Raw genomic sequence first — 24,649 nt, 5'->3', positions numbered from 1 at the left:
CCATAACTTTGTGTCGCGCTTCGCGAAAGTTGAGGGAAAGTGAGAGGGTGTTTTTTATGTGGTTGTAAAGGGGCGGTATGAAGCGTTTACTTTTTATAATATTTCTTTTTGTATCTCTGATGGGTGCGAGTGGATGTTCCACTGAGCCTACCCCGGGGGGAGATGACATTGAGCAAGCTCGTACATCCTATTCCAAGGGATTTTATCTCGAAGCGGAAAAGGAATACGAACAATATTTGCAGGCCGCACCACAAGGAATCTTTCGCAAGGAAGCATGGGAACGGTTGAGTGAAATAGCCGTGACGGTCAAAGGAGAATATGACCGGGCAGTGATTTTGCTTGAAGCGATGTATCTGGAACTTGGTGATGATCAAGAAGAAGGCTGGAAAATAATGTACCAGCTTGGTGAAGTGTATTCTGTACTTGGAAATAAACCCAAAGCAATAGAATCATTTGAAAAATGCTTGCTTCATGCAGCAGAGTTTCCTGATAAGACAACGCAGACGCAGTTACGCATGGCACGATTGTATCGAGATATGGGCAATTATGGTCAGGTCGCGGCCACGTTGCAGTATTGCGCTGATAGTGCAGAAAATACCGATGACAAGGCACAGTGCCTGTATGAATTGGCGCAAAGTTACAGCTTTATTTCCAGTTGGTCCCAGGCAAAAAATGCTCTTGAATCATTGTTGAATTTGGAAGGCGTTTCCGAAGAAACACGTGCTCTTTCAATCTTTTTGTTGGCTGATATCTATGAAAACGACCGGAATCATGCCAAGGCAAGAGAATTGCTGGAGTCTATCGTAGACACATATCCGAACCGTCGGGTCGTGGAATCCCGGTTGGCAAATTTGCCGGATGTGCCGAAGAAACCAATTCCATTGGTTCCACCGAAAAATTGATTTCATGGCTGATTATTGAATAGACAGCTTTGATGTTTTTTTACAGTACACAACTTGAGAGTTATCAGTGAAGATCGCCTTGTGCACACCGTTCAAGCCGCTTGATAATCCGTCTGTCTCTGGCGACGTGACAATTGCGCGTGATCTTTTGGATACCCTCCGTGAACTGGGGCATGATGTTTTTGCTCTCCCTTATTTCCCGGCTAAGGAAATTTATCGCAAGCCAGCTTTGTGGCCCGGTGGATTTTTGGCTGTGGACCGTATGGTTCGTGCGGCTCGAGGTGTGGATTGTTGGCTGACATTTGGCTCATATTACAAGGTTCCTGACGTTTTTGGACCGACCGCTACTCATCGTTTGAATATTCCCTATTTTATTGTTCAGGCGAGTTACGCCGAGAACCGGGGAAAGAAACTGGCGACATGGTCGGGATATACGCTGAACAAACGGGCCATGCTTCGGGCTGATCATATTTTTTGCAACCGAAAAAATGATGTGCGTGGTTGCGCCAAATTACTTTCGCAGTCTCGATATACCGCCATTCAGCCGGGTCTTCCGAAGGGATTACTTAAACAGGATACAGTGGCTGGTGCTCAGTTACGAAAAAAATGGTCGACCGGTGATTCTGTTGTCATCGTGACCGTTGCCATGATGCGATCAGGCGTCAAGGAACAAGGATTGCGTTGGTTGTTTGATTCCTGCGCCGAGCTTATTGCCGAAGGTCAGAATATCACATTGGTCGTGGGTGGTGACGGACCGTGTCGGGCTGAATTGGAAGCACGGGCAAAAGAATTACTTGGTGAACGGGTACGTTTTTTGGGCATGATTGATCGTTTGGAACTCGCAACCATTTTCAGTGCGGGTGACATGTTTGCTTTTCCTGGGTTGAAGGAAAGCTTGGGTATGGTCTATCTGGAAGCCCAGATGTGCGGACTTCCAGTGGTGGCCACTGACGACGAAGGCGCGCCCATGGTGGTGTCACACGGACAGACCGGATTGATTACCAATGCAACCCATAAAGATTTCACAGCGGGGGTCAGGCAGTTGGCCTTGAATCCTGTTTTGCGAAACGAACTGGCAGCGCACTGCGCCGCATATGTTCGGGACGTACATACTGCACAAAATAATTATCGAGAAATGACGCACATTATGGAAGATATTGTGCGCAATGGAGCCACACAATGACCACATATTTTTGCATGCGTCACGGGGTGACCGACTGGAATCGTGAGTCTCGTATTCAGGGGACAGAAGATATTTCACTGAGTGAAGAAGGCCGTGAGATGGTTCGAAAATGGGCCGGAACTTTGGCCGATGGCGGGCTTGAATGCATCCTGACCAGTTCTCTTGGACGGGCAAAGGAAACAGCCGCTATCATTAATGAAAAGCTTGGGTTACCCATACATGAAGACACTCGGCTCGGTGAACAGGATTGGGGTGAATGGACAGGTTTGACCAAGGAAGATTTGAAGCAGATCAGGAAGCAGGTGAAACAGCAGGAATACAAGGGCTTTGATTTTTGTCCTCCCAAAGGCGAAAGCCGCAATGATGTTCTTATGCGTACCTGTGACGCGCTTATTGATTTTTCCGAGGAACATCCCGACAAGTCCGTCCTAGTTGTCACGCACAACGGCGTGCTCAAGTGTCTGGCCTATGCCTTGACCGGTTTGGAGTTCATGCCGAACGATCCAGATCCGCTTGAAGCGTACCGACTGCATCGTATCGAATGTCTGGAAAATGAGTTGGCTCCCGGCCAGTTCAATATGGAGCTGTAAATGCGTATTGTCTTTTATTGTCAGCATGTCCTTGGCGTGGGGCATATGTTTCGTTCGCTTGAAATCGTCAAGGGGCTCAAGGACCACGAGGTCATTTTGGTGACAGGCGGTGCCAAGGTGGATTTCGATCCGCCTGCAAACATGACACAGATTCAGCTTCCCGGCCTGATGATGGATTCTAAGTTTACCCGGTTCATTCCGCTGGAGGAAGGAGCCCAAGTCGATGAAGTGCTGGTACGTCGTCTGCGTCAGTTCAAGGAAATCATGGCTGAATATCAGCCGGATATTTTTATGGTCGAACTGTTTCCGTTTGGGCGCAAGAAATTTCGTTTTGAATTGTTGCCTATCCTGAAAAAGGTCCGCAAGGGTGAATACGGCAAATGCAAGGCCGTATGTAGTGTGCGTGATATTTTGGTGGAAAAGGACGACATGAAACGGCAGGTTGAGCGCGTCCATGGCTACTTGAATCCTAATTTTGATCATGTACTGGTTCATTCCGATCCGAAGCTGGTGAAGCTCGATGAAACGTTTCCCGGCGTGGACGGGATCGTGCCGGAAGTCCATTACACTGGCTATGTCGCGCGTCAATCAGACCCCATCCAGACGGCGGCCCTGACTGATGAATTGAATCTGGGGGACACCCCGCTTATCGTCACATCCGTGGGCGGCGGTCATATCGGGCATGACATGCTCACCGGCGTCATGGGCGCCTCCCCCAAGCTTAATGAAACCCATCCGCATAAACTGGTTATGTTCACTGGTCCTTATGCAACCGAAGATCATTTTCAGGAATTGAAAGAACAGGCTGCTTCACACAATCACATCACGGTCAAACGGTTTACCAAGCGATTTCTGGCCTATCTGGAACTGGCTCGTTTATCCGTGTCGCTTGGCGGATACAATACCACCATGAATCTGTTGGCGACTAACACCTTTGGGCTGATGTATCCTTTCTTGCAGAACCGTGAGCAGAATATGCGTGCTCGGCGTATTGAGAAAAAGGGTGGTCTGCGCGTCATCACTTCCGATGACCTTGAACCCACCCTTCTCGCTTCACACATGGCGAAAGCTTTGGACATGGAAGCCGCCCCGCTTGGTCTTGATTTGAATGGTGGGCCTAACAGTGCACGAATTTTGGAAAAGGTCTTCGCAGCCATGTAGGTTTCTATCGCCATGCTGGCGCAACGCAGGTACACTGCGAGCCAGCAAAAGGAGAACGTATGCTTCTGGAAGGAAAGAAAGCCCTTATTTTCGGTGTTGTTAACGATCGCTCCATCGCCTACGGCATCGCCAAGCAGTTTAAGGAACATGGGGCACGTATTGCCTTCAGTTATGCGGCAGATCCGATCAAGCGCAGGCTGGAACCTATCTGTGATGAGCTTGGTGGCGAGTTCATGTTCAAGTGTGATGTGACATCGGACGGAGAGATTGCGGACGGCGCACGGCTCGTACAAGAGCAATGGGGCGACGTGGATATTCTGGTTCATTCCATCGCTTACGCCAATCGTGAAGACCTCAAGGGGCGGTTTATCGACACCAGCCGCGAAGGATACAAAGTAGCTCTGGATGTTTCTTCCTTTTCATTGGTTGCCCTGTGTCGTGCGTATGAAAAATTGCTCAACAAGGGTGGTTCTGTCCTGACTCTCAGCTATTATGGTGCGGGCAAGGTGGTTGCCAACTACAACGCCATGGGCGTGGCCAAGGCCGCTCTTGAGGCATGTGTGCGTTATTTGTCCGTGGATTTGGGTGAAGCCGGGATACGTATCAACGCCATTTCCGCAGGGCCGGTCAAAACCATGGCTGCTTCGGGTATTTCCGGGTTCAAGTCTATTCTTGGTCGTATTGAGGAAAAAGCTCCTCTGCATCGTAATATTACCATTGACGACGTGGGCAAATGTGCCCTGTATCTCGCATCAGATCTTTCCTCCGGTACCACCGGCGATATAGTCTTCGTGGATTCCGGTTACAATGTCATGGGTGTGTAGGGGCGAACGCCATGCAGTTGAACGGGAAGATTCTCTTGAATATTCTTGTGGTCCAAGGTGATACTTTGGAGCGCAAACGCATGGTGGATTTGCTGGAAGGCGGGAACGCGTATGTCCATGGGGCTGTGAATGGACGTGAAGGATTGCGGCTATTTCATGATCTCAAGCCGGAAATCCTGATCATGGATTTGAATATTGAACAACTGGACGGGTTGCTTCTTTTGCAAGAGGCCCGCGAAGCCATGCCCAGTCTCAAGGTGATCGTCACTTTTGGTTCGTATGCTCCATATGGGCTGGTGCAGGCCGTGGAACTGGGCGTTGACAAGTTTTTCAGGCTTCCTGTGGATGGCTCGCAACTTCGTGAAGCGGTCATGCAGTGCGCGCGGGATATTTCCATGACCCGACGCATGGCTCATGCTGATTATTCTCTGTACCGATTACTTGATTTTTTCCCCGGTCCAGCCGTGCTGGTGGATGGGGTTGATGTGACATATATGAACCAGCCCTTAAGTATTTTTCTCGGTCTGGATACAGCAGAAAGTGCGTGTGCTTTGGATATGGGGTTGGAAGATTTCATTCTACAACAGAATAATGAAATATACGACGGGCATCCGCATAAGTGGATCGAATCAATGGTCAATGACCCTGTTGATCGCGATCATGTGCTGCACATAGAGAACCCACGAAATCCCGGTTCACGGCCAAGGGTTTTCAGCGTGACCTTCAACCAGTTTCCGGGCACGGATATGCGGCTTTTTTCGTTTCAGGATGTGAGTGATCTGGAAGACGAACGGGTTCATTTTCAGGGGGAAGCGTCAACCGATCCACTGACCAAGGCGTTTAATCGGCGCAGCCTGATGGAAAAACTTAGCCGTTTGAGAGGGACTGATACGGCTTTCGGGCTGATCATGTTCGATATTGACCACTTTAAATCTGTCAATGACACTTATGGTCATGACGTAGGCGACGCAGTGCTGCGTGAAATGGCTCAGTTGGTTCGAGATCAGGTTCGGGACGGGGATGTTTTGGCCCGCTGGGGCGGAGAAGAATTCATCGTCCTGTCTCCCGGCACTGGGGAGAAGCGCGCTATCAAGGTGGCGGAGAGACTGCGCTTGGCAGTCAAGCATTCTGCTTTTACAGGCGTTCCAAGAAGGATTACAGCCAGCTTCGGCATTGTTATGCACACACCCGGAGAGACAGGCGATGAATTAGTGAAGCGAGCGGACCAGGCTTTATACAAAGCCAAGGATACCGGTCGCGACAAAATTATATTTGGATGATCAGACCAGTTGACTCACACCCACGCTCATGAGAAAGGCAACACCGACCCAGAGGAATGCCTTGGTAATTTTAAGCATTCTGGGCATGCGATAGAAAGTATCGCAATCTTCTGGTGTGAACAGGTAAACAAAACCGTTGGTCTTTTCTTCACGCAACATGGAATTCTCCTCGGTCTGCCCTCAAATTTGATAAAGTCCTTGAAATCACTCATATGGAAAGGACAGCCGATTGGTCCAATAACAATGCATGAGACCACCTATAAGTAAAGCTGATGGCTCGATGAGTCGTCGGAGGAATCAAGGCGTAATGGAACTCTATCAACTTAGAACTTTCGTGGCTGTGGCCGAAGAGGGAAATTTCACCCGTGCGGGTAAGCGAGTCCATGCTTCACAGCCAGCGGTCAGCGCACATATCAAGGCCCTTGAAGAGGAACTTGGTGTTCGATTATTTGACCGCGTGGCGCGTGGTGTGGAGTTGACCCATGCAGGGTCTGAACTGGTACATGATGCTATCGAAGTCCTTGCCGCAGCCAATACGCTTGAAGCCCGGGCTGTGACTCTGGGCGGTGCCGTCACCGGACAGATGGCCCTCGGATTGTGTGCTGATCCCAAGTATCTCAAGGTCAGTGGTCTGCTCAATCAGATTGCAGAACGGTTTCCACGTCTTAACTTGAAGCTTGCCCAATCTCCTTCCGGGGTTATTCTCAGTGAAATTCGGGCCAGAAATATGGACGCCGGATTCATTTTTTCCGGTAACCCTTACGGCGATCTTGACACTATTAAGTTAGCTGATCCTTTTTATTGTGTCATGGGAGCCGCGCATATGAAAAAGGATTTGGCCAAGGCCGGTCCCGAAGAGCTTTCTGCATATACTTGGGTGGTGGCTACCAGCAACAGTCCGCTTCAGGAATTGCAGGTAAAGCTGTTTAATGAGTATGGGATTGTTCCGGCTCAGATTATCAGCGTGAATTCGGAAGAAGTCATGCGACCACTTGTTGTCGAAGGCAAGGCGCTTGGCGTAATGCGTGACGACGAGGCAGATTGTTTGCTGGCGTCGAATCAAGGTGCGGAATGCCCGTTACTGGGGCGTCATTCGTTGGAGATGAATTTTGTGTATCGTAAGAATCAGGCAGACGATCCGTCCATGTCTATCCTTATTGATATAGTCCGTAAGGAATGGAGTGTATAACCGCCCTATTTGATGTCCCAGGATTTTTTTACATGATCGATGACGGCCTGCATGACCGGGTCCTGATCCCGTCGTTTCAACCAAACGAAACGGACATCAATAAAGAGTTCATCAAAGGGTATGGAGTGGACGGTCTGGCCGATGCGGTTGGCTGCTTCGACTTCGTTTTTTCGCAGGAATGAAACCCCCTTGCCAGCAGCCACCAGCACACGAATAACCTCGTCGCCGTCCACTTCTAATTGAATGGGTAACTTGATGTTTCTGGCCCGAAAAAACGGGTCAGTCAGTTTTTGTAACGGGTTATCGCTGGGGTCCATGATCCACGGAAGATCGGCAAGAGCTTCAAGCCCACCGGGAATACGGTCTTTCCAGATGTCCGGTACGGCGACGAAGAATTGTGTATCTTTCAGTTTAACGGAATGAATGTCCGGATGACGAGGTTCGCCGAAGATGAAGCCGCAGTCCAATACACCGTTCAGAATGGCGTCCTGTACCGATGTACTCGCCCGTTGTTGGATTTGCATGGTGATTTTGGGGTGCTCTTCACCGAGAGAATTGAGCAGTGGCACGATGCGCAGATATTCGGCGTCCGTGTTCAGTCCAATGGATAAATCACCCACCAGTTCATCGCCCATGTTTCGCGCCTCAAGCGTCAATTCCCTTGCTGCCTGAAGAACTTCCTTCGCCTTATTTCGAAGTCGTTCACCCGCCTCTGTCAGCCGCATACCCTTGGGCGTGCGGATAAACAGCCGTGTTTCAAGTTCTTCTTCCAACGCTTTGATATGTGCACTGACCGTGGGTTGGCTCGTATGCAATCGTACTGACGCACGGGTCAGGTGCTCCTCTTCGGCCACCACCACGAATGTCTTGAGCTGATAGAGTTCCATATCGTTGATCACCTTCTTTTATGGAGTCAATTATCGATACCGATTAAGATTGGTTTTGTCATCAGAAAAACCGAAGGAGTTAATCAAACAAAACAATTGGATTGATTACACGCTGTTCCGTAGATGTGCAGATATGGAAAAGCGTTTGGGTGACGGCACCCGAAAAGGAGCAAAATTATGAGCATGGAAAACGATACTCGACTCGCCATGATGGCCTTGCAGAACGGCTCGCAGAACGCGCCGCTTCGCATTGTTCGTAAGAACACCCGCCGTCCTTTGATCTTGTCTGGAGTTGCCGCCATGGCTGCATTTGCCCTGACTCTGTTTACCAGGGGCGTTTAATTTCCCGGGAGCGAATGCTCCCCACTAACACGCGGGTTTGAGCCGCCTTTGTCTGGGATATTCATCCTTTCCTCCCAGACAAAGGCGGTTCTTTTTTTGTTTGCTTCGTTACTCGGCTTGCGATAGCGGCGCATCTGCGTCGTTGAAAGGATTGAGTCTGTCCTCACCGTAGCTAGGCTACGGCTGTGGGAAACTCAAACCCTTTCGCCTAGCAGCTACACCCCTCTCGCAAGCCTTACGCCGTTGGTTATCGGAGATTTTTTTGAAGAGTCAGCATTTTGTGAATTGTCAAAATGGAACACTGTGTTGTATTCAGTGGTAAATAGTTCTTGATTTTCTATTTGAGAATCATTACTAATTTTCAACAAATGAACATTCACAGCACCTGTGTCGGGTTGCTGCAACCAAATTGAGACAGGAGAATACAATGAGTAAGACTTTGGAAAACTTGAAGGAAGCGTTTGCAGGTGAATCTCAGGCCAACCGTAAGTATTTGGCATTTGCCGAAAAGGCTGAAAAAGATGGCAAGCCCGGTGTTGCCAAGCTCTTTCGTGCAGCTGCAGCCGCCGAGACCATTCATGCCCATGCGCACCTTCGTCTTATGAAAGGTATTGGCTCTACCGAGGATAATCTCAAAGCCGCCATCGAGGGCGAAACTTTTGAGTTCAAATCCATGTATCCCGAGATGATGGAAGACGCCAAAGCCGAAGGCGAAAATGCTATCTTGCGTTATTTCGGATTCGCCAACGAGGCTGAGAAAATTCACGCCGAGCTGTACACACAGGCTCTTGAAGCCGATACTGATACTTTTGCCGAAGCTGACTTTTACATCTGCTCCGTCTGTGGTCATACGCAGGACGGTGAGCCCACTGAAAAATGTCCTATTTGTGGTGCAGCCCCCAAGGCATACGTCAAAGTCGACTAAATTCGACCCTCGCTGACCCCATCTCCCGGTCTGGTAAAAATACCAGATCGGGTTTTTTTATGGTTTCTACAAATGATTCATTTTTATATACCCACAAAACATTGTATTTTGATGCCCCTCTCCGCGAAGCGGCACCAAAAAGTTTAGGAAAAGAGAGGGATAGGGGGTCTGGGGGAAAGGGAGAGAAAGAACCCTTTCCAAAGGGTTTGCTCTCCCTTTCCCCCAGACGCTGGAGGCATCACAACCTTGATAAAAAAACCGATTTTCCTTACACCGTGTACATCCCGAAAACAGATAGAGGGGGAATTTACTCATGAAGATATTGATTGTCGGTTCCGGTGGGCGTGAACACGCCTTGTGCTGGAAGCTTGCTCAGAGCCCGAAAGTTGAATCCATCCTGTGCGCGCCCGGTAATGGCGGCACCGCCCAGATTGGTGAAAATATAGATATTAAAGATGACGATATTCCGGCTCTGGTCAAATTGGCCAAAGATCGTGAAATTGATCTGGTCGTCGTTGGTCCCGAGATGCCGTTGGTACTCGGACTGGAAAATTCGCTTACACAGGAAGGCATTCCGTGTTTCGGCCCGAACGCCTTTGCAGCGAATCTGGAAGGTTCCAAGGCTTTTTCTAAGAATGTCATGGCCGACGCGGGCGTGCCCACTGCGGCATTTCGTGTCTTCGACGAATATGAAGCTGCCGTGGCTTTTATCAAGGAGCGCGGCGCACCCCTCGTGGTCAAGGCTGACGGTCTGGCCGCCGGTAAGGGCGTGATCGTGGCAACCTCTGAAGAAGAAGCCATTGAAGCTGTGGAAGAGATGATGGTCAAAAAGGTATTCGGCTCAGCCGGGGACCGTGTGGTCATCGAAGAAACACTCAAGGGTGAAGAAGCTTCCTTCCTGTGTTTTTGTGATGGCACCAACTACGCCATGCTGCCCTCCAGTCAGGACCACAAGGCTGCCTATGAAGGTGATACCGGTCCCAACACTGGCGGAATGGGAGCCTACTCCCCTGCCCCTATCCTTCCCAAAGATAAATATGCCGAGACCGCTGAACTTTGCATTAAGCCTATTTTGCGTCATCTGGCCGCCAAGGGGCAGCCGTTCAAAGGTGTGTTGTATGCTGGCCTGATGTACACCGAAAACGGCCCCAGTGTGCTTGAATATAATGTCCGGTTTGGTGATCCCGAATGCCAGCCGTTGCTTATGCGCTTGGAGACCGACTTGCTGACGATCATGTTCGCCTGCATCGACGGCAAGCTGGATCAGATTGAAGTGACATCCACTTCGCAGACCGCATGTGGTGTGGTCATAGCCGCTGAAGGCTATCCCGGTTCCTACCCCAAAGGCATGGAAATTACCGGCCTTGAGGATGCGGATGCTATGGACGGAGTCAAGGTTTTCCAGGCTGGAACCAAAGTCGATAGCGATAAGATCGTGACTTCGGGCGGACGTGTCCTTTGTGTCACCGCGCTTGGGGATGATTTGGCCGCTGCTCGGGAAAAGGCCTATGAGGCCGTGGGCAAGGTTCATTTCGATAAGAGTTATTATCGAAATGATATAGCTGATAAAGGTTTAAAGCGTTTGAAATAGATACGTGAAAACGAGTGCGCCTGAATTGGGCGCACTTTTTTTTAACGGACAATCGAGAGGGAAGAGAGATGCCTAAGGTTGTAATTTTCATGGGGTCAATTTCCGATGAAGACAAGATGCGTCCTTGCTCTGATTTACTGAAAGAGTTGGGGATTGATCATGTTTTTACGGTGTCTTCCGCACACCGGACACCGGAACGGACGGCACGATTGGTTGAAGAATTTGAAGCTGATGGTGCGCAGGTGTTTATCTGTGCCGCAGGTCTGGCCGCACATCTTGCAGGAGCTGTTGCCGCCAAGACCACCAAGCCCGTACTCGGCGTGCCACTGGCCGGTTCTCCGTTCGGTGGTATGGATGCGATGCTTGCCACTGTGCAGATGCCTCCGGGTTTCCCGGTCGGTACACTTGCATTGGATAAGGTCGGTGCCAAGAACGCTGCATGGCTGGCTGCCCAGATTCTTGCTTTGCATGATGACGGACTGACGCAGAAAATTCTGGATGCTCGTGAAGGTTTCAAGGAGTCGGTTGAAAGAGCTGCTGAGAGCTTGTAAGTCGGCTTGCGATAGCGGCGCATCTGTGTCGTTGGAAGGATTGAGTCTGTCCTCATTGTAGCTAGGCTACGACTGTGGGAAACTCAAATCCTTTCGCCGAGCATCTGTATCACTCTCCCAAGCCTCGCGGTGTTGGTGCGGAGTGGAAAAATATTCTTTGTGGACGGCGTATTGCGTGTATAACGTGGTACGTCGTTTTTTGTTTTGCGGATTCTTGTTTGGTGTTTCGAATGTGGGCATGGCTTGCTCAGTGTCGGGGTTTCGCGTATTCAATGCATCAGAGTTATGACGAAGTCAGAATCCAACAGTAAAATACCTGTATTCAGGTCCGGCAAGACGTCCAGACGATTCCTTCGGAATTTTGTCTGGGTGTTTGTTATTGGTAGTCTTTTCCTTGGCGGACAGGGATTGCGCTATCTTTTTCATTATAATCAGCTTGAAGAAATTCGAAGTGAGATAAACGCGCAGTATATGTCAGCTCTCGGGCAGGATATAGGTACCTCGCCGTTCGGACGTTTGCAGTTTGAACACGGCAAACTTCTGGCTACCAATAGCATCGGGCTGGATCCGCTCAAATTGCTTGCGGCTTTGAGTCGTCCTGCGGATGAAAATTTGCGGTTGGAGGGCATAACCTTGAGCGGCAAGACCGGGCGCGTACGAGGCTCTTTTGCTGGGGATGAACAAGGATTTACCACGTATTTTGATAAGCTGACTGATGATGATCATTACCTTTTTTCGTTGTATAAAAGTGACCCTGTGGGCGACCGTATAGTTTTTAGTCTGAATGTGGAGTTGCAATAAATGGCTCGCACTCAACGAACATATCCATGGAGCAGTTGGCCTCCTGATGCTCAGCAGCGATTTTTTAAGATGGCGCTGTTTGGTCTGGCAGGAGTCTTTTTTTCTGTGTTCGTGGGCGCATATATTTTTACCAACACCCTTCTTCAACAGATTGAGGCGGAAAAGGAACAGTACGCACGGGTTGTGCCCATTGTGCATGGCATACAATCTTTGCGTGCCAAACGAGGTGATCTCGCTCATCTGTCGGCCAAGGATGCCACGTGGCGCATCATTGACGACAGGATGCTTGAAGATCGTCTGACCTCCATTCGTTCCACTCACCTCGATGAGAATGTAGAAGGAGTACAGGTTACATTTACTGGTCTTACGCTGATTATGTTGACGGATTTTTTGCAAGATTTACGTGATCGCGCCAGCCTGCAAACCCCTGATTTTACGTTGACCCGTAACAACGATGATCCGCGTCTGGCAGACGTACATCTCGTGCTGGCACGATGAGAGGGCTGCGATGAAACCCTCTTTGCAAACAAATTCCTCACTGCCTGGAAGAATCCTGGTTCGTTTTTTTCTTATTATGCTGGGGTTCCTGATCGGAATCGCACTGTTTACGCCGTGGGATAAGATATGGGCGTCTGCTTTGACCCGTGTTGATGAACAACTTCCCTCTGTGGGGATGACCTGGGAAGGACTGGACCGAGATGGTCCGTTCAGTTTTCGTGTGCGAGATTTTAAGGTCACGGTGGCCCAAACTCCGGGCGCTCTTCATTTCAAGCGTGCCTATGTGACCATGGGCTTTTCTCCGCTGGCTACTGTTCGACTCGATACCGGCGGGCCTGAGTGTACTTTGGAATTGTTTTCGAATGGGGTGTTCGAGTTTGAAGGAGACCTCAACCTGACATATTTGCTTGGTTTCGGTGATTTCAAGGGCACTTTGCGTGCTTCAGGCAGTCTGTTCCTGCCGGATGGAGCCAAACTTCCGCATTCTGGCTGGGTGGATATCCGATCACAACGGCTGGTCCTGCCCGGCGACAAGAGCGTTGAAGATTTTGCTTTTACCGCTGAAATTGAAAATGAAAAAATGAATATCCGCGATTTTTCCATGATGGCTCCCATCATGTATAAATCGACCGGTTCAGCAATTATTGACCCCAACGATCTTTTTCGCACTACGTTTACGCTCACCGGCGAAATGACCGTGGGCCGCGAATCCTTCCCCTACCCCATGCAAGGGACTTTGGCCGACGCCATCTGGTAATCCACATTGGCCATGTGCCAATATGGGGAGCCTTTCATGAATGCCAATATATTGGCCGCCAAGGTTAATGAGACCTTGCATAGGATCAACCCCAATGGGTCTACACTGTTCATCGGATCATCCAGACAATACCCATACCAATCTGAGTCGCCACCTTTGTCGCCGATGGGGTACGGGGCGGTCCATCTGCTGGTGTTTGCATCGTAGTCGCGCCAGCCGAAGCGGACGAAGCCGAGGTCGCGGTCGTGCAGGCCTCGGGCATAGCCGATTGGGATGTGCAGGTCCGGTTGAGTGTCTTCAATGATGCCGCCAAATGGATCGTACAGAATTTCCTGTATCACATTGCTTTCCAGGTCGGCAACGACTCGGAGACTTCCAACTTGGTCATAGAAGAGGTAGGCGATTACTCCATCATCCCGGCGCATTGCGTATGGGGTGCGGGTTTCGTCCTGATAGGCGAATTCGTATCCGTGTTGTCCGTCATGAAAGCCGACAAGGCGGACGAAATCGAGCCATGCGTATGCCTCGACCAACTGGCCGTTGCAATACTTGGCAATGCGTTGGCCGTTGTCGTCATGACGGTAGGTGAAGACCCGATTCTGATCTTCCACCTCCATCCTGAGCAGGCGGTAATCGTGCGAATATTTGTATAGATAATAGGTGCCGCCATGGGACCAGATGGACCGGAATCCGCTATCATCGTGTGTGTACGAATTATTTCCAGCCCGAAGCAGCCGGTTCTCCATGGTGTAGGTGTAATCCCGGTAGTTCGCGCCAGCTGTGGTCGGAAGGTAATCGCGCATGCGGCGCCCTTCTTTGTCATAGTGGCACTGACAGATCAGTCGCCCGTCAAGATGCGCTTCCTGCAGCCGACCTTTTTTGTCATATGAATATTTCCATACGACAGCCTTGCCGCTCACAGTTTCGGTTTTTTCCATAATGCGACCATTTTGGTCGTGCTTGAGTGAATAGGAATATGGAATCATTTTATCCTCCACAGTTTCGTTCTCAAGGATCACCCCTGAGAATCCAGACCACCATATCCCCGGTTTTCCCCAATTCCTTGAAATGTGAAGGAATGTATACTCAAATCATTCGATAGGTATAAATAGTCATCTTGACAGTCTTCTTAATTTCTTTGTCTTGATTTTACCCTCGCCCCCCTAGCCGTCGGAGACAAAAAAGCCCGCTGTCAGCAGATGCTGACAGCGGGCTTTTAATTAAACCGAGTAACCGATCTAGCTGACGTGCTTGGCGCCGGCCTTGATGGCTTCTGTGTTGGCGGGAATGAGCTTGTGATAGCGCGCGGAGATCACGTTCTCAAGGGAGCCGATGACGGCGTCGAGAGATATGATTCCGGTAGCCTGCACAAATGCACCGATGGCGACCATATTGGCCATGCGGGTGTTACCCAGCTTGTCGGCGATCTCGTTGCAGGGAACGCCGTAGCATTTCAGACGATCAGTATCAGCCAACTCCATGTCGATGAGCGAGGAGTTGATGATATGCACTCCGCCGTCTTCTACACGTGTCTGGAACTTGTCCAGAGACGGGCGGTTCATGGCGATGAGCGATTTGGGCCTGTGAATGATGGGCGAGCCAATGTCTTCTTGGGAAAGCACGACTGTGCAGTTGGCGGTACCGCCACGCATTTCCGGGCCGTAGACCGGGATGTAGGTGACGTTAAGGCCGTCTTTCATGCCTGCGTAGGCCAGCAGATTGCCAATGAGCATGACGCCCTGGCCGCCGAAACCCGCGATAATGGAATCTATGTAACGCATTAGCAGACACCCCCTTCCTCAGACACATCCTTGTAGATGCCGAGTGGGAAGTATGGGATCATTTCCTTCTGGATACGTTCGTTGGCTTGCAGCGGCGTCATTTTCCAGTTGGTCGGGCAGCCGGAGAGCAGTTCGACAAAGCCGAATCCGGTGTTGTTGACCTGGAATTCGAAGGCTTTTTTTATGTATTTTTTGGCTTTACGGATGTTCTTGACCGAGTCGAGAGAACCGCGTGCGGCAAAGGCGACACCACCAAGGGAGGCGATGATTTCAGTCATGCGGATGGGCGCACCCTCGTGGGTCATGCAACGCCCTGCGGGGGTAGTTGTCGTTGTCTGACCAATGAGTGTGGTTGGGGCCATCTGGCCGCCAGTCATGCCGTAGACTGTGTTGTTGACGAAAATTACACACATTTTTTCGCCACGGTTGGCGGCGTGCATGATTTCGGCCATGCCGATGGAAGCCAGGTCGCCGTCACCCTGATAGGTGAAAACGAAATGGTCGGGGCGAGCACGTTTGACGCCGGTGGCGACAGCAGGCGCGCGACCATGGGGAGCTTCGACAGCATCCACGTTCAGGTAATTGTAGAGGAAGACCGAGCAACCAATGGAGGTTGTCATAAGGGTCTTTTCGGCCAGGTTCATTTCGTCGAGCAGCTCACCGATCAGTCTGTGGGCGATGCCGTGATGGCAGCCGGGACAGTAATGGGTGGGCCGGTCAATGACGGATTCTGGCTTTTCGAATACTATTTTTTCATTTATTTCTGACATTTATTTACCCTCCAGGCTTTTGAGGATTGGCTCCTCGAGCTCGTCCGGGGTGGGCAGGTTGCCGGGATAGATGGGATAGAAGTCTGAATCGGTCACTGTACGGATAGCGAGGCGGACATCGTCGAGCATCTGGCCCAGGTTGTGTTCGATGGTCAGGAAACGCTTGCCTTGGTCTGCGAGTGCCTTGAGCTGTGCAGACGGGAACGGGTACAGCGTGATGGGACGGAACAAGCCGACTTTTTTGCCTTCCTTGCGGAACTTGCGGACGGCGGATTTGGCGATGCGGCCGATGGAGCCGTATGCGCAGATAACGAGATCGGCGTCTTCGGTTTCAAACTCTTCGCATTCGGCCAGATCGGTCCAGGAGTCGTACTTGGCTTGCAAATGTTTGTTCTGTTCGGCCAGTTCACCTTCCTGAAGGAAGAGGGATTTGATGAGACGCTTTTCGCGACCGTCATCACGACCGTTGATTGCCCAATCATGTCCGCCTTCAGATTCAACTCCTTCGGGTTCCCACGGAGTGATGGGTTCTTTCATCTGACCGAGAATGGCATCACCAAGGATGAGAACCGGTGTGCGGTGCTCAAAGGCGATATCAAAGGCGCGGATGGTCAGGTCGTAGGCTTCCTGGACAGTGCCGGGGCCGAAGGTGAAGTGACGATAATCACCGTGACCGCCGCCTCGGGTGGACTGGTAGTAGTCACCCTGAGCCGGACCGATGTCACCGAGACCCGGTCCACCACGGTTCATGTTGACGATAACCGCCGGGACTTCGGAGCCGGCCATGTATGAGATGGCTTCCTGCTTCAGGGACATGCCCGGTGAAGAGGAGGAAGTCATGGCGCGGATACCGGTAGCACCGGCACCGAGCAGCATGTTTGCTGCGGCCACTTCGGATTCAGCTTGGACGAAATCGCCGCCAGCCTTGATCATTTCCGAAGACATGAATTCCGGGATGTCGTTCTGGGGCGTGATCGGATAGCCGAAGAAACATTGACACTTGGCAGCCAGAGCGCCGCGTGCAATAGCTTCGTTACCTTTAACAAAAATGCGTTCTGCTTTTTGGGTCATGTTATTTGCCCCCCTTCTTTTTTGGGGTGCGGTAAACGGTGATCGCCACATCTGGGCAGATCATGGCGCAGGATGCGCAACCGGTACATTTGTCCGCATCAGCTTCGGGTACCTCAGCAACTTTGTAGCCGCTGACGTTGAACCGGTCCGACTGGACGATGATGTCAACAGGGCAGACGGTGGTGCAGAGCAAACATCCTTTGCACCTATCTTCCTGGACCTCGATTCGAGACATGTATTACTCCAGTTCTGTGAATGATAGTAAAAGGTTATAACCAGCTATATGATAAGCATCGCATCTCCATAGGAGAAAAAGCGAAAGCCGTTTTTCAGAGCAACCTCATAGGCTGAGAGAATGGTTTTTCTTCCAGCGAGAGCCGAGATCATAATGATGAGCGACGATTCTGGCAAATGGAAGTTGGTCAGGATACCGTCAATGACCTTAAAATCATAGCCCGGTGATATGAAAATATTTGTTTCACCTTCATATTTTCCGATTCGGCCAGATTCACGAACCATACCCTCCATGGTGCGGGCACTCGTGGTACCAACCGCTATGACGGGACGACCTTCCGCTTTTGCCTTGAGAATGGCTTCGGCGGTTGTTTCAGGTACCTCGATGTATTCGGAGTGCATGCTGTGGTCACGAATGTCTTTGGCCCTGACCGGACTGAACGTTCCGTATCCGACATAGAGTGTGACCTCAGCCCACTCAATGCCTTTACTCTTGATCTTTTCGCGTATTTCGGGCGTGAAATGCAGTCCCGCTGTGGGAGCAGCCACAGACCCGGTTTTGGATTCATTGGCATACGTTGTCTGATAGCGCTCCCTGTCTGCTTCGCAGTCAGGCCGTTTGATGTAGGGCGGAAGCGGGAGATGGCCGTGTTGGGTGAATAATTCTGTTAGGTCGCCCTTCCATTGCAATTCAACCTGCCAACGCCCAAATTCCCCTGCCGTGTCTGTGACCAGACGAAAATCGTCGGCAAAGGTGATGGTGGACCCGGGTTTGGGTGTCTTGGATGCGCGAAGCAAGCCTTCGACTGAAGCGGTCATCCATCCATCTTTTTCTGTTGGACTAATGAGCGGCAGCGGCGTGAGCAGCAGAAATTCCACTCTGCCACCGGTCGCCTTGGTGCCGAATATGCGAGCAGGAATGACGCGGGAATTGTTGGCCACGAGCAAGGCATTGTCAGGCAAGTGATCCAGTAGGTCTTTGAACGTGGAAGGCGTCGTTGTTTCGGCCTTACGGTTCAGTACCAGAAGGCGTGAGCCATCGCGACGATCAGCCGGTTCCTGGGCAATCTGTTTCTCGGGAAGGTCATAATTGTAGCTTTCAAGCAGGTAATCTTCAGGTATTTCCATAAATATATATCCATCTTTTGTATGAACTCAGTGTTGTACAACACCTAGAAATTCAACGGAATCTTTTTCTTTCTCAATTATACCAATAAATTAGCTCTAAGATGCCTAACTTTACGCTTGGGGCTTGATATTGGCGGTATTCATGGTATTCCATATACATGAATTGGCTTTCCGTGGCTGAGATAGCCAAACTCACTCGTATTCCTGCACCGACGGCTCGTCGGTACGCTGCTCTATTCAAGGATTTTCTTGGGGGCCGCAAGATGGGGCGTGTCACAAAGTACCCTGAAGAATCCCTCGTTGTTTTCGAGCGCATATCCCGTTTGTACGGTGAAGGACGTGTGACGTCCGAGATTGATGATGCCCTGCGAACCGAGTTTCCACGGACCATCGAAGTCGATCATAGGGCAAACGTGCCTGCTCCTCGTACTGAAGGATATGCCGAATTGGCATCCACTTTTAATGATGTGATAGGCAAAGTCGCTTCCTGTATGGGTGTGATTGCTGATCAGAAGACCATTATTGATAATCAGCAGGAAGATATTCAGAAGCTTAAGACAGCCTTTGTCCTTCTTGCTCGGAGCCAGAAGAAGTTGAAGCAGCTTCCAGTTTCTGAGGGTAGTATACCTGATGATTTTCTTGAGCAGACACAGGCTCTTGAACAGAAGGATGCTGAGATTGAGGAGATGGCTTTGAAGTTGACGTTCGACACGTCGGACATTAAGGCCAAGTTGCAAATTTTGGAATCGGAACTCGTTCGTCTCCGTAAGGATAGGCGCGAGATGGAAAAATATCTGCAAGACAAGATCGACAGGCTGAAAGAGCCGACATCGTAGATCGATTGAAGCATTGAATACATTTCAAGTTATTCGGAGGAAGAAGACCATGCGTATTTTTATTAAATTGTTGTTGCCGCTCATGCTCGTTTGCGGGCTTATGGCGTGTACGACCACTGGCACAAGTTCTTCAGCCGATAGTTCTGGTCAGTCGCCTGAGGCGCAGTATCAGGAGCCGGACTACTATCTTGATTTCGACGATATCATGATTCCCAAGGAGATCGACTATAACGCCGATGATTCCTATAAGCTGGACAATGCAAAATTTCGTGCGGCCATCATGCGCTTTTCCGGCCGTGTGGAAGTTCTTGAGCTGGTCCAGTATTTTGTGAACAACATGACCAAAGATAACTGGACTCTTATTTCCAACAATAAGGCGAGCACAGTCCACGTTCTTAATTTTGAAAAGTTCAACAAGAGTTGTATCATTCAGATTGATGACAGCTTTGCCAAGGCTATGACCACCATTTTTGCGGTGGAGGTTAAGGATTCTGGCAGCGGACTCAAGAGCAAGTAGTATCATGCAACCGCATTACACATTTGCCGGATTTATGGGCAAGCGTGTCCATCTCGGCGTTACCGGTTCAATTGCCGCCTACAAGGTGCTTGATCTGGTGCGTTCGTTTCAGGAGGCCGACTGCATGGTTTCGGCGACCCTGACTGAGTCGTGTACCCGGTTCATTCAGCCTTTGAGCTTTGAGGCATTGGGTGCTTCGCCGGTCTATACGCGTATGTTCAAGGACACTCTTGGTTCGGAGACGGCTTTCGATCATCTTGAACCCGGACAGGTCGCTGATGTCATGGTCATCGCCCCTGCTTCCGCCAATACCATAGCCAAGCTTGCTTTTGGTTTGGCAGATGACATGCTTTCTTGTCAGGCTCTCGCGTTTCCTGGCCCCAAGCTTATCGCACCAGCTATGAATCCTCGCATGTGGTCGGCTCCGGCTACTCAGCGTAATTGGGCCATGCTTGAAGAGTTGGGGTATATTCGCATTCAGCCTGAGTCCGGGCATGTAGCCTGTGGCGATACCGGCACTGGCCGTTTGCCTTCTGTTGATGAAATTTTAATTGCGACATTGAAGGCCATCAGCCCTCAGGATCTTGTCGGTAAAAAGGTGCTTATCACGCTTGGGCCGACCCGAGAGCCGTGGGATGCTGTACGATTCTGGTCCAATCCGTCGAGTGGCACCATGGGCGCATGCATGGCCATGGCAGCTTATTTGCGCGGCGCTGATGTCACTGTTGTAACCGGTCCTACTGCCCTTTCTTTTCCTGCTGGAATTTCCAGAGTGTCTGTCACTACGGCACATCAGATGTTTGAAGCCTGTACGGATTTGTGGCCTGGAACGGACATGGGTTGCCTGACAGCCGCTGTGGCGGATTACCGTCCTGTTCCTTTTGGCAATGAGAAATTTAAGAAGACGACATCTGACGGGTCCGGTATAACTGTTGCGTTTGAGGCTAATCAGGACATTTTGAAAACTCTTGGTTCGACCAAAAAGACTTCTCAAAAATTGATTGGTTTTGCCGCTGAGACCAGTAACATTAGGGATGAAGCTGCGCGCAAACTTGAGACGAAGAATCTTGATCTTATTGCAGCTAATGACATTTCCAAATCTGGCAGCGGATTCGGTGTGGCTACAAACCAAATGTTTGTATTGGATGCACAGGGTCGCAAAGAGTTGTGGCCGCAGTTGCCAAAAACTGAAGTGGCGTGGAGATTATGGGATCACCTTCTGCTCGACTGAAAACACGCGAAAGCCTGAGGCCGTGGGTTGAGTCCGGTTTAGAGTTTGTCCTGCGCACTGAAGTTGAGTGTCAGGATAGTGGTCCCGTGGACCAACCTGTGCAACAGGTTCCGACGGTTCATACTGATGTCCGGTCTGTTTCTTCAGCCCCACCATCTCATGGTGAGGCATCTGTTCAGAGTGAGCCGGTTCAGCAATCTGCTCCGTCCCATGTTGCCCCTTCCCTTCCTGAGCCGTGGTCCGGATTTTTGCGATTCGCAAAATCTCCTGCACCCAAAGTTATCATGACCTATATGGAACTTGGTCTTGACCTTGGAGGGCAACCCGACTCCCGACGTTCTTCTGCTCTTAAGAATATTCAGGCACATCTCAAGTGGCCAACAGGCACTATGAACTTTTGGCCGGTTGCAGCTCTTTCGGGTGGATCCCTTCAGCCGAGTACCCAGATGTTTTGGCAAGGATGGGAACAGTGGCGAGCACCAAACATTGTTTGTTTTGGCGAAGAAGCGTTGAAGGTTGTATTGCCAGATGCAGATCCGACCTTGACGACATATATGCTTGAACAGGTGACCGTTTATAAACTTGAGCCTCTTGCTCGTCTCATCACCATGTTGCCGCATGAGCAGCAAATATCTGTCGAAGAACTCTTCAAAATCAGATTGTAATTCCCTTTATACGGTGAGTGTGTGTTTTTTTGCGCGTTACGTGCGCTTGAAGCGCTCGGGAGCCTGTTCTCAGGCGGGAGCCTCAAAAGTTTCTTTAAATGGCTTGAGACGGCAAATTGAGCAACCCCCTTTGTAAACCCTTGTGTATCAACAGGTTCTGGGTGGTTTGTCGTTCGCGAAAGCCCTTTTTTTGATGATTTTCTGTTTTTCATTTGAAAAAGCATAGAATGAACCGCAGTCTCATCGGGAAATGAATTTTTTCACACTTGCGTTGTGGGAGATGTGTGGAGTATGAGCGGAGAACACTTTCACTTCCCGAATTGAGGATAGATCATTCGGTTGACGCAGTGGGGTGATGACAGTGACTCTTTTCCGAACCATTAATCCTGACCCAAGAGTCGGGGATAAGGGACAGTTAAAAATATGAAGATACTTGTTACCGGTGCGGCCGGGTTTATTGGTTTCCATCTTTCTAGGCGCCTGATTGGTGAAGGTCATGAAGTTGTTGGGTTGGATAATCTGAACGACTACTATGACGTTAATCTCAAGAAAGCTCGTCTGGCTGTTTTGCAGGAAAACGATCTGTTTAAGCATGTGAATATTAATCTCCAAGATGATCAGCCCATGAGTGATCTTTTTGCACAGGAAAAATTTACACACGTTGTCAATCTGGCTGCACAGGCCGGTGTCAGGTATTCCATCGAGAACCCCAAGTCATACATCGATTCCAACGTTGTTGGTTTTCTGAATATTCTCGAAGGCTGCCGTCATAATAAGGTTGAACATTTGGCCTATGCGTCCAGTAGTTCAGTGTATGGCATGAATACAAAAATGCCGCTGAATCCTCATGAAGGTGTTGATCATCCCATGAGCTTGTATGCTGCGACTAAGAAATCCAACGAGATGATGGCGCATTCCTACTCGAGCTTGTATGACTTGCCCACGACTGGCCTTCGCTTCTTCACTGTTTATGGTCCTTGGGGCCGTCCTGATATGGCACTCTTTTTATTCACCAAGAATATTCTTGAAGAAAAGCCGATCAATGTCTTTAACTATGGAAAGATGATGCGTGATTTCACGTACATTGATGACATTGTTGAGGGTGTGGTCCGTGTGGTTAAAAAGACTGCGACCCCGAACGAAGATTGGGATGGCAACAACCCTGATCCATGTACCAGCAAGGTCCCCTACCGCGTCTATAATATAGGTAATAATGCTGTCGTTGAGTTGTCTCGGTATATTGAGGTGATCGAGGAAGTTGTCGGCAAGAAAGCTATTTATAATTATATGCCCATGCAGCCCGGAGATGTACCCGCTACCGAGGCAGATGTGAGTGATCTGATTAAGGATGTCGGCTTTAAGCCGGATACTTCCATTGAAGTAGGTATTCGCAACTTTATTGATTGGTACCGCGAATATTATCAGAAATAGTATTTGGGTTATAATTTGATTCTCAGGGCAACCTTTGGTTGCTCTTTTTTTTGTTCTTTTCCCACTTTTTGCGTAACTCCGCTTGCGTTAGATATTTATTCAGCCTACGACAGTGAGAACGAAAGTGCAGACTCTGTTTCACGTGAAACATTTCAAATTGAGTAAATTGTTTCACGTGAAACACTCGAAATACCCACATGAGAGAGAACTGGAGCATTAAAGAGAGGGTTTTGTGGCACGAAGAATTGTTGTAGCAAATCAGAAAGGTGGGGTTGGTAAGACAACAACCTCAGTTAACCTTGCGGCGTCATTGGCTGTGATGGAAAAAAAGGTTTTATTGGTAGATTGTGACCCTCAAGGAAACGCCTCCAGTGGTCTTGGATTCTACCCTGCCGATCAGCGTGAGAATATCTATTCCGTACTGTTCGATCCTAAAAAAATAGGCAAAGCCATTTGTGAAACCGGGGTTCCGTATCTGGATATCTTGCCGGGGACGCAGGACTTGGTCGGTGCTGAAATCGAGTTGGTCGACAAGTTCGGCCGCGAGTACTATTTGCGGGAGTTGCTGGAAACAGTTGATGCCGATTACGATTTTATAATCATCGACTGCCCGCCCTCTCTCGGTCTCTTGACTGTGAATGCCTTATGCGCAGCCAAAGAGATGTTGGTTCCGTTGCAGTGTGAGTATTACGCTTTGGAAGGTATTGCGCAGTTGCTCATGACGTACGAACTAGTACGTAAGCGCCTGAATACGGATTTGGGCATTTTGGGAGTCGTTTTGACGATGTATGATTCCAGGAACAGATTGTCTTGGCAGGTGAAGAATGAGGTGCGAAAGGCATTCCCACAGCACCTTTTTGAGACAATAATTCCGAGAAATGTACGGTTGTCTGAAGCGCCGAGCTTTGGAAAACCCGTGATCAACTATGATATAAAATCACGTGGTGCAGAGGCGTACTTGGCGCTGGCTCAGGAAGTGGCCAAGAGCACGGCTTCGGTGGGTTGAGTGAGTTCTTTGAACCCGCGGCCCGTCATGTGTTTCTTATGACGGGAAGTCTGAGAAAGTGGCGATCAGCGGTCGTACCGCCCTTCTTTGGATGTTATTTTTGAATCCCGGTACGGTGTACACTCAGTGGTGAGTTCATCTTTGAAGTGTTTTTTGACAACTTTGGATTGGCACTTCATGCATTTGAAGGCAACAAGGCCCGCAAGGTTTGCGCTGGTCAGCCTGAAGCGGCGCGGATTATCCTTGGCCCAGTCCTGAGTGGAGTTGCCGCAGTGTTCGCAGGCTATATCGGTATCCACGGGATAGTCGAAATCCCAATAGTCTTTAAGGGTTTCCCAGTCGGAAAGTGGTTCAGGTTTTTCTGGTTCAGCATGTTTTTCAACGATGCCAAGTGAATCCAAAACCTGTTTTTTGACGGCAGTCCAAGCCTCTGCTGAAAGCAGTGCTCCAATGAGTTTGCCGTCTTTATCAAAGAGTTCGTTGATATGATCAGACATA

General features: G+C 49.9%; 29 protein-coding genes. 20 read left to right on the top strand and 9 right to left on the bottom strand.

Annotated features, from left to right (window positions below; genetic code table 11):
- The first annotated feature begins 77 nt into the window (after window positions 1-77).
- The 6 genes from SYK_RS11905 to SYK_RS11880 all read left to right on the top strand — a co-directional run bounded on the left by SYK_RS11905 (window position 78) and on the right by SYK_RS11880 (window position 5,940).
- Window positions 78-902 carry a tetratricopeptide repeat protein gene (locus tag SYK_RS11905; protein ID WP_281760489.1) on the top strand — a complete coding sequence of 275 codons (825 nt, stop codon included), beginning with the start codon at window positions 78-80 and terminating at the stop codon, window positions 900-902.
- Window positions 903-969: 67 nt separating this feature from the next.
- Window positions 970-2,085 carry a glycosyltransferase family 4 protein gene (locus tag SYK_RS11900; RefSeq protein ID WP_281760488.1) on the top strand — a complete coding sequence of 372 codons (1,116 nt, stop codon included), beginning with the start codon at window positions 970-972 and terminating at the stop codon, window positions 2,083-2,085.
- Window positions 2,082-2,675 (top strand): histidine phosphatase family protein, encoded by a 594-nt coding sequence (locus SYK_RS11895; protein WP_281760487.1) that lies wholly within the window; start codon window positions 2,082-2,084, stop codon window positions 2,673-2,675. Before SYK_RS11900 ends, SYK_RS11895 begins: the two co-directional genes overlap by 4 nt.
- Entirely contained in the window at window positions 2,676-3,836 is a 1,161-nt protein-coding gene (locus SYK_RS11890) for a glycosyltransferase family protein (RefSeq protein ID WP_281760486.1), read from the top strand.
- A gap of 59 nt (window positions 3,837-3,895) precedes the next feature.
- Window positions 3,896-4,660, top strand: coding sequence for an enoyl-ACP reductase FabI (locus SYK_RS11885; protein ID WP_281760485.1), 765 nt, complete (start codon window positions 3,896-3,898; stop codon window positions 4,658-4,660).
- Between the two features lie 11 nt (window positions 4,661-4,671).
- Window positions 4,672-5,940, top strand: coding sequence for a GGDEF domain-containing protein (locus SYK_RS11880; RefSeq protein WP_281760484.1), 1,269 nt, complete (start codon window positions 4,672-4,674; stop codon window positions 5,938-5,940).
- On the opposite strand, the gene SYK_RS11875 is transcribed toward SYK_RS11880, so the two are convergent.
- The gene (locus tag SYK_RS11875) at window positions 5,941-6,099 is read right to left on the bottom strand and encodes a hypothetical protein (RefSeq protein WP_281760483.1); all 159 of its coding nucleotides are present in this window, start codon (window positions 6,097-6,099) and stop codon (window positions 5,941-5,943) included. It abuts the gene before it with no gap.
- A 148-nt stretch (window positions 6,100-6,247) separates the two neighbouring features.
- On the opposite strand from SYK_RS11875, the gene SYK_RS11870 reads away from it, so the two are divergent.
- Window positions 6,248-7,129, top strand: a complete 882-nt coding sequence (locus SYK_RS11870; RefSeq protein ID WP_281760482.1) for a LysR family transcriptional regulator — start codon at window positions 6,248-6,250, stop codon at window positions 7,127-7,129.
- 5 nt (window positions 7,130-7,134) lie between these two features.
- On the opposite strand, the gene SYK_RS11865 is transcribed toward SYK_RS11870, so the two are convergent.
- Entirely contained in the window at window positions 7,135-8,016 is an 882-nt protein-coding gene (locus tag SYK_RS11865) for a LysR family transcriptional regulator (RefSeq protein ID WP_281760481.1), read from the bottom strand.
- A gap of 177 nt (window positions 8,017-8,193) precedes the next feature.
- Between SYK_RS11865 and SYK_RS11860 the strand changes: the two genes are divergently transcribed.
- The 7 genes from SYK_RS11860 to SYK_RS11830 all read left to right on the top strand — a co-directional run bounded on the left by SYK_RS11860 (window position 8,194) and on the right by SYK_RS11830 (window position 13,481).
- On the top strand, window positions 8,194-8,358 hold the full coding sequence (locus tag SYK_RS11860; RefSeq protein WP_281760480.1) for a hypothetical protein: 165 nt from the start codon (window positions 8,194-8,196) through the stop codon (window positions 8,356-8,358).
- A gap of 427 nt (window positions 8,359-8,785) precedes the next feature.
- Window positions 8,786-9,283 (top strand): rubrerythrin family protein, encoded by a 498-nt coding sequence (locus SYK_RS11855; RefSeq protein ID WP_281760479.1) that lies wholly within the window; start codon window positions 8,786-8,788, stop codon window positions 9,281-9,283.
- Between the two features lie 313 nt (window positions 9,284-9,596).
- Entirely contained in the window at window positions 9,597-10,874 is a 1,278-nt protein-coding gene (gene purD, locus SYK_RS11850) for a phosphoribosylamine--glycine ligase (RefSeq protein WP_281760478.1), read from the top strand.
- A gap of 68 nt (window positions 10,875-10,942) precedes the next feature.
- Window positions 10,943-11,425, top strand: a complete 483-nt coding sequence (gene purE, locus SYK_RS11845) for a 5-(carboxyamino)imidazole ribonucleotide mutase (RefSeq protein WP_281760477.1) — start codon at window positions 10,943-10,945, stop codon at window positions 11,423-11,425.
- Between the two features lie 285 nt (window positions 11,426-11,710).
- Window positions 11,711-12,226 (top strand): hypothetical protein, encoded by a 516-nt coding sequence (locus SYK_RS11840; protein ID WP_281760476.1) that lies wholly within the window; start codon window positions 11,711-11,713, stop codon window positions 12,224-12,226.
- Entirely contained in the window at window positions 12,227-12,724 is a 498-nt protein-coding gene (locus SYK_RS11835; RefSeq protein ID WP_281760475.1) for a hypothetical protein, read from the top strand.
- 76 nt (window positions 12,725-12,800) lie between these two features.
- A complete protein-coding gene (locus SYK_RS11830) occupies window positions 12,801-13,481 on the top strand; it encodes a hypothetical protein (RefSeq protein WP_281760474.1) in 681 nt (226 codons plus the stop codon).
- Here SYK_RS11830 and SYK_RS11825 read toward each other — a convergent pair.
- From SYK_RS11825 to queA, 6 genes are all read right to left on the bottom strand, one after another.
- Window positions 13,442-14,467, bottom strand: a complete 1,026-nt coding sequence (locus tag SYK_RS11825) for an RHS repeat domain-containing protein (RefSeq protein WP_281760473.1) — start codon at window positions 14,465-14,467, stop codon at window positions 13,442-13,444. The two genes, SYK_RS11830 and SYK_RS11825, sit on opposite strands and share 40 nt — an antisense overlap.
- Window positions 14,468-14,719: 252 nt before the next feature.
- Entirely contained in the window at window positions 14,720-15,262 is a 543-nt protein-coding gene (locus SYK_RS11820) for a 2-oxoacid:ferredoxin oxidoreductase subunit gamma family protein (RefSeq protein ID WP_281760472.1), read from the bottom strand.
- Window positions 15,262-16,032, bottom strand: coding sequence for a thiamine pyrophosphate-dependent enzyme (locus tag SYK_RS11815; RefSeq protein WP_281760471.1), 771 nt, complete (start codon window positions 16,030-16,032; stop codon window positions 15,262-15,264). Before SYK_RS11815 ends, SYK_RS11820 begins: the two co-directional genes overlap by 1 nt.
- Entirely contained in the window at window positions 16,033-17,103 is a 1,071-nt protein-coding gene (locus SYK_RS11810) for a 3-methyl-2-oxobutanoate dehydrogenase subunit VorB (protein ID WP_281760470.1), read from the bottom strand.
- Between the two features lies 1 nt (window position 17,104).
- Entirely contained in the window at window positions 17,105-17,338 is a 234-nt protein-coding gene (locus SYK_RS11805) for a 4Fe-4S binding protein (protein ID WP_281760469.1), read from the bottom strand.
- A 44-nt stretch (window positions 17,339-17,382) separates the two neighbouring features.
- Window positions 17,383-18,465 (bottom strand): tRNA preQ1(34) S-adenosylmethionine ribosyltransferase-isomerase QueA, encoded by a 1,083-nt coding sequence (queA, locus tag SYK_RS11800; protein ID WP_281760468.1) that lies wholly within the window; start codon window positions 18,463-18,465, stop codon window positions 17,383-17,385.
- Window positions 18,466-18,623: 158 nt separating this feature from the next.
- Between queA and SYK_RS11795 the strand changes: the two genes are divergently transcribed.
- The 6 genes from SYK_RS11795 (at window position 18,624) to SYK_RS11770 (ending at window position 24,151) form a co-directional block, all read left to right on the top strand.
- Window positions 18,624-19,301, top strand: a complete 678-nt coding sequence (locus tag SYK_RS11795) for a hypothetical protein (protein WP_281760467.1) — start codon at window positions 18,624-18,626, stop codon at window positions 19,299-19,301.
- Between the two features lie 49 nt (window positions 19,302-19,350).
- Window positions 19,351-19,818 (top strand): hypothetical protein, encoded by a 468-nt coding sequence (locus SYK_RS11790; RefSeq protein ID WP_281760466.1) that lies wholly within the window; start codon window positions 19,351-19,353, stop codon window positions 19,816-19,818.
- A gap of 4 nt (window positions 19,819-19,822) precedes the next feature.
- Window positions 19,823-21,049 (top strand): bifunctional phosphopantothenoylcysteine decarboxylase/phosphopantothenate--cysteine ligase CoaBC, encoded by a 1,227-nt coding sequence (gene coaBC / locus SYK_RS11785; RefSeq protein WP_281760465.1) that lies wholly within the window; start codon window positions 19,823-19,825, stop codon window positions 21,047-21,049.
- Window positions 21,025-21,714, top strand: coding sequence for a hypothetical protein (locus tag SYK_RS11780; protein WP_281760464.1), 690 nt, complete (start codon window positions 21,025-21,027; stop codon window positions 21,712-21,714). The genes coaBC and SYK_RS11780 overlap by 25 nt, the downstream gene beginning before the upstream one ends.
- 423 nt (window positions 21,715-22,137) lie before the next feature.
- Window positions 22,138-23,145: an NAD-dependent epimerase gene (locus SYK_RS11775; RefSeq protein ID WP_281760463.1), complete on the top strand. Its 1,008-nt coding sequence runs from the start codon at window positions 22,138-22,140 to the stop codon at window positions 23,143-23,145.
- Between the two features lie 232 nt (window positions 23,146-23,377).
- Window positions 23,378-24,151: a ParA family protein gene (locus tag SYK_RS11770; protein WP_281760462.1), complete on the top strand. Its 774-nt coding sequence runs from the start codon at window positions 23,378-23,380 to the stop codon at window positions 24,149-24,151.
- A gap of 65 nt (window positions 24,152-24,216) precedes the next feature.
- Here the strand turns inward: SYK_RS11770 and SYK_RS11765 are convergent, their stop codons facing one another.
- Window positions 24,217-24,648, bottom strand: a complete 432-nt coding sequence (locus tag SYK_RS11765; RefSeq protein WP_281760461.1) for a hypothetical protein — start codon at window positions 24,646-24,648, stop codon at window positions 24,217-24,219.
- Between the last annotated feature and the right edge of the window lies 1 nt (window position 24,649).

Source organism: Pseudodesulfovibrio nedwellii, from assembly GCF_027923765.1.
In the GTDB taxonomy this organism is placed as follows: Bacteria; Desulfobacterota; Desulfovibrionia; order Desulfovibrionales; family Desulfovibrionaceae; genus Pseudodesulfovibrio; species Pseudodesulfovibrio nedwellii.
Note: the sequence above shows the minus strand (reverse complement) of the source record. Positions and strands in the feature narration are given on the sequence as shown.

Excerpts from the sequence above, each read along its gene's own strand:
- SYK_RS11905 (WP_281760489.1), top strand. The coding sequence starts at position 78 with ATGAAGCGTTTACTTTTTATAATATTTCTTTTTGTATCTCTGATGGGT.
- SYK_RS11895 (WP_281760487.1), top strand. The coding sequence starts at position 2,082 with ATGACCACATATTTTTGCATGCGTCACGGGGTGACCGACTGGAATCGT.
- SYK_RS11890 (WP_281760486.1), top strand. The coding sequence starts at position 2,676 with ATGCGTATTGTCTTTTATTGTCAGCATGTCCTTGGCGTGGGGCATATG.
- SYK_RS11885 (WP_281760485.1), top strand. The coding sequence starts at position 3,896 with ATGCTTCTGGAAGGAAAGAAAGCCCTTATTTTCGGTGTTGTTAACGAT.
- SYK_RS11880 (WP_281760484.1), top strand. The coding sequence starts at position 4,672 with ATGCAGTTGAACGGGAAGATTCTCTTGAATATTCTTGTGGTCCAAGGT.
- SYK_RS11875 (WP_281760483.1), bottom strand. The coding sequence starts at position 6,099 with ATGTTGCGTGAAGAAAAGACCAACGGTTTTGTTTACCTGTTCACACCA.
- SYK_RS11870 (WP_281760482.1), top strand. The coding sequence starts at position 6,248 with ATGGAACTCTATCAACTTAGAACTTTCGTGGCTGTGGCCGAAGAGGGA.
- SYK_RS11865 (WP_281760481.1), bottom strand. The coding sequence starts at position 8,016 with ATGGAACTCTATCAGCTCAAGACATTCGTGGTGGTGGCCGAAGAGGAG.
- SYK_RS11860 (WP_281760480.1), top strand. The coding sequence starts at position 8,194 with ATGAGCATGGAAAACGATACTCGACTCGCCATGATGGCCTTGCAGAAC.
- SYK_RS11855 (WP_281760479.1), top strand. The coding sequence starts at position 8,786 with ATGAGTAAGACTTTGGAAAACTTGAAGGAAGCGTTTGCAGGTGAATCT.
- purD (WP_281760478.1), top strand. The coding sequence starts at position 9,597 with ATGAAGATATTGATTGTCGGTTCCGGTGGGCGTGAACACGCCTTGTGC.
- purE (WP_281760477.1), top strand. The coding sequence starts at position 10,943 with ATGCCTAAGGTTGTAATTTTCATGGGGTCAATTTCCGATGAAGACAAG.
- SYK_RS11840 (WP_281760476.1), top strand. The coding sequence starts at position 11,711 with ATGACGAAGTCAGAATCCAACAGTAAAATACCTGTATTCAGGTCCGGC.
- SYK_RS11835 (WP_281760475.1), top strand. The coding sequence starts at position 12,227 with ATGGCTCGCACTCAACGAACATATCCATGGAGCAGTTGGCCTCCTGAT.
- SYK_RS11830 (WP_281760474.1), top strand. The coding sequence starts at position 12,801 with ATGCTGGGGTTCCTGATCGGAATCGCACTGTTTACGCCGTGGGATAAG.
- SYK_RS11825 (WP_281760473.1), bottom strand. The coding sequence starts at position 14,467 with ATGATTCCATATTCCTATTCACTCAAGCACGACCAAAATGGTCGCATT.
- SYK_RS11820 (WP_281760472.1), bottom strand. The coding sequence starts at position 15,262 with ATGCGTTACATAGATTCCATTATCGCGGGTTTCGGCGGCCAGGGCGTC.
- SYK_RS11815 (WP_281760471.1), bottom strand. The coding sequence starts at position 16,032 with ATGTCAGAAATAAATGAAAAAATAGTATTCGAAAAGCCAGAATCCGTC.
- SYK_RS11810 (WP_281760470.1), bottom strand. The coding sequence starts at position 17,103 with ATGACCCAAAAAGCAGAACGCATTTTTGTTAAAGGTAACGAAGCTATT.
- SYK_RS11805 (WP_281760469.1), bottom strand. The coding sequence starts at position 17,338 with ATGTCTCGAATCGAGGTCCAGGAAGATAGGTGCAAAGGATGTTTGCTC.
- queA (WP_281760468.1), bottom strand. The coding sequence starts at position 18,465 with ATGGAAATACCTGAAGATTACCTGCTTGAAAGCTACAATTATGACCTT.
- SYK_RS11795 (WP_281760467.1), top strand. The coding sequence starts at position 18,624 with ATGAATTGGCTTTCCGTGGCTGAGATAGCCAAACTCACTCGTATTCCT.
- SYK_RS11790 (WP_281760466.1), top strand. The coding sequence starts at position 19,351 with ATGCGTATTTTTATTAAATTGTTGTTGCCGCTCATGCTCGTTTGCGGG.
- coaBC (WP_281760465.1), top strand. The coding sequence starts at position 19,823 with ATGCAACCGCATTACACATTTGCCGGATTTATGGGCAAGCGTGTCCAT.
- SYK_RS11780 (WP_281760464.1), top strand. The coding sequence starts at position 21,025 with ATGGGATCACCTTCTGCTCGACTGAAAACACGCGAAAGCCTGAGGCCG.
- SYK_RS11775 (WP_281760463.1), top strand. The coding sequence starts at position 22,138 with ATGAAGATACTTGTTACCGGTGCGGCCGGGTTTATTGGTTTCCATCTT.
- SYK_RS11765 (WP_281760461.1), bottom strand. The coding sequence starts at position 24,648 with ATGTCTGATCATATCAACGAACTCTTTGATAAAGACGGCAAACTCATT.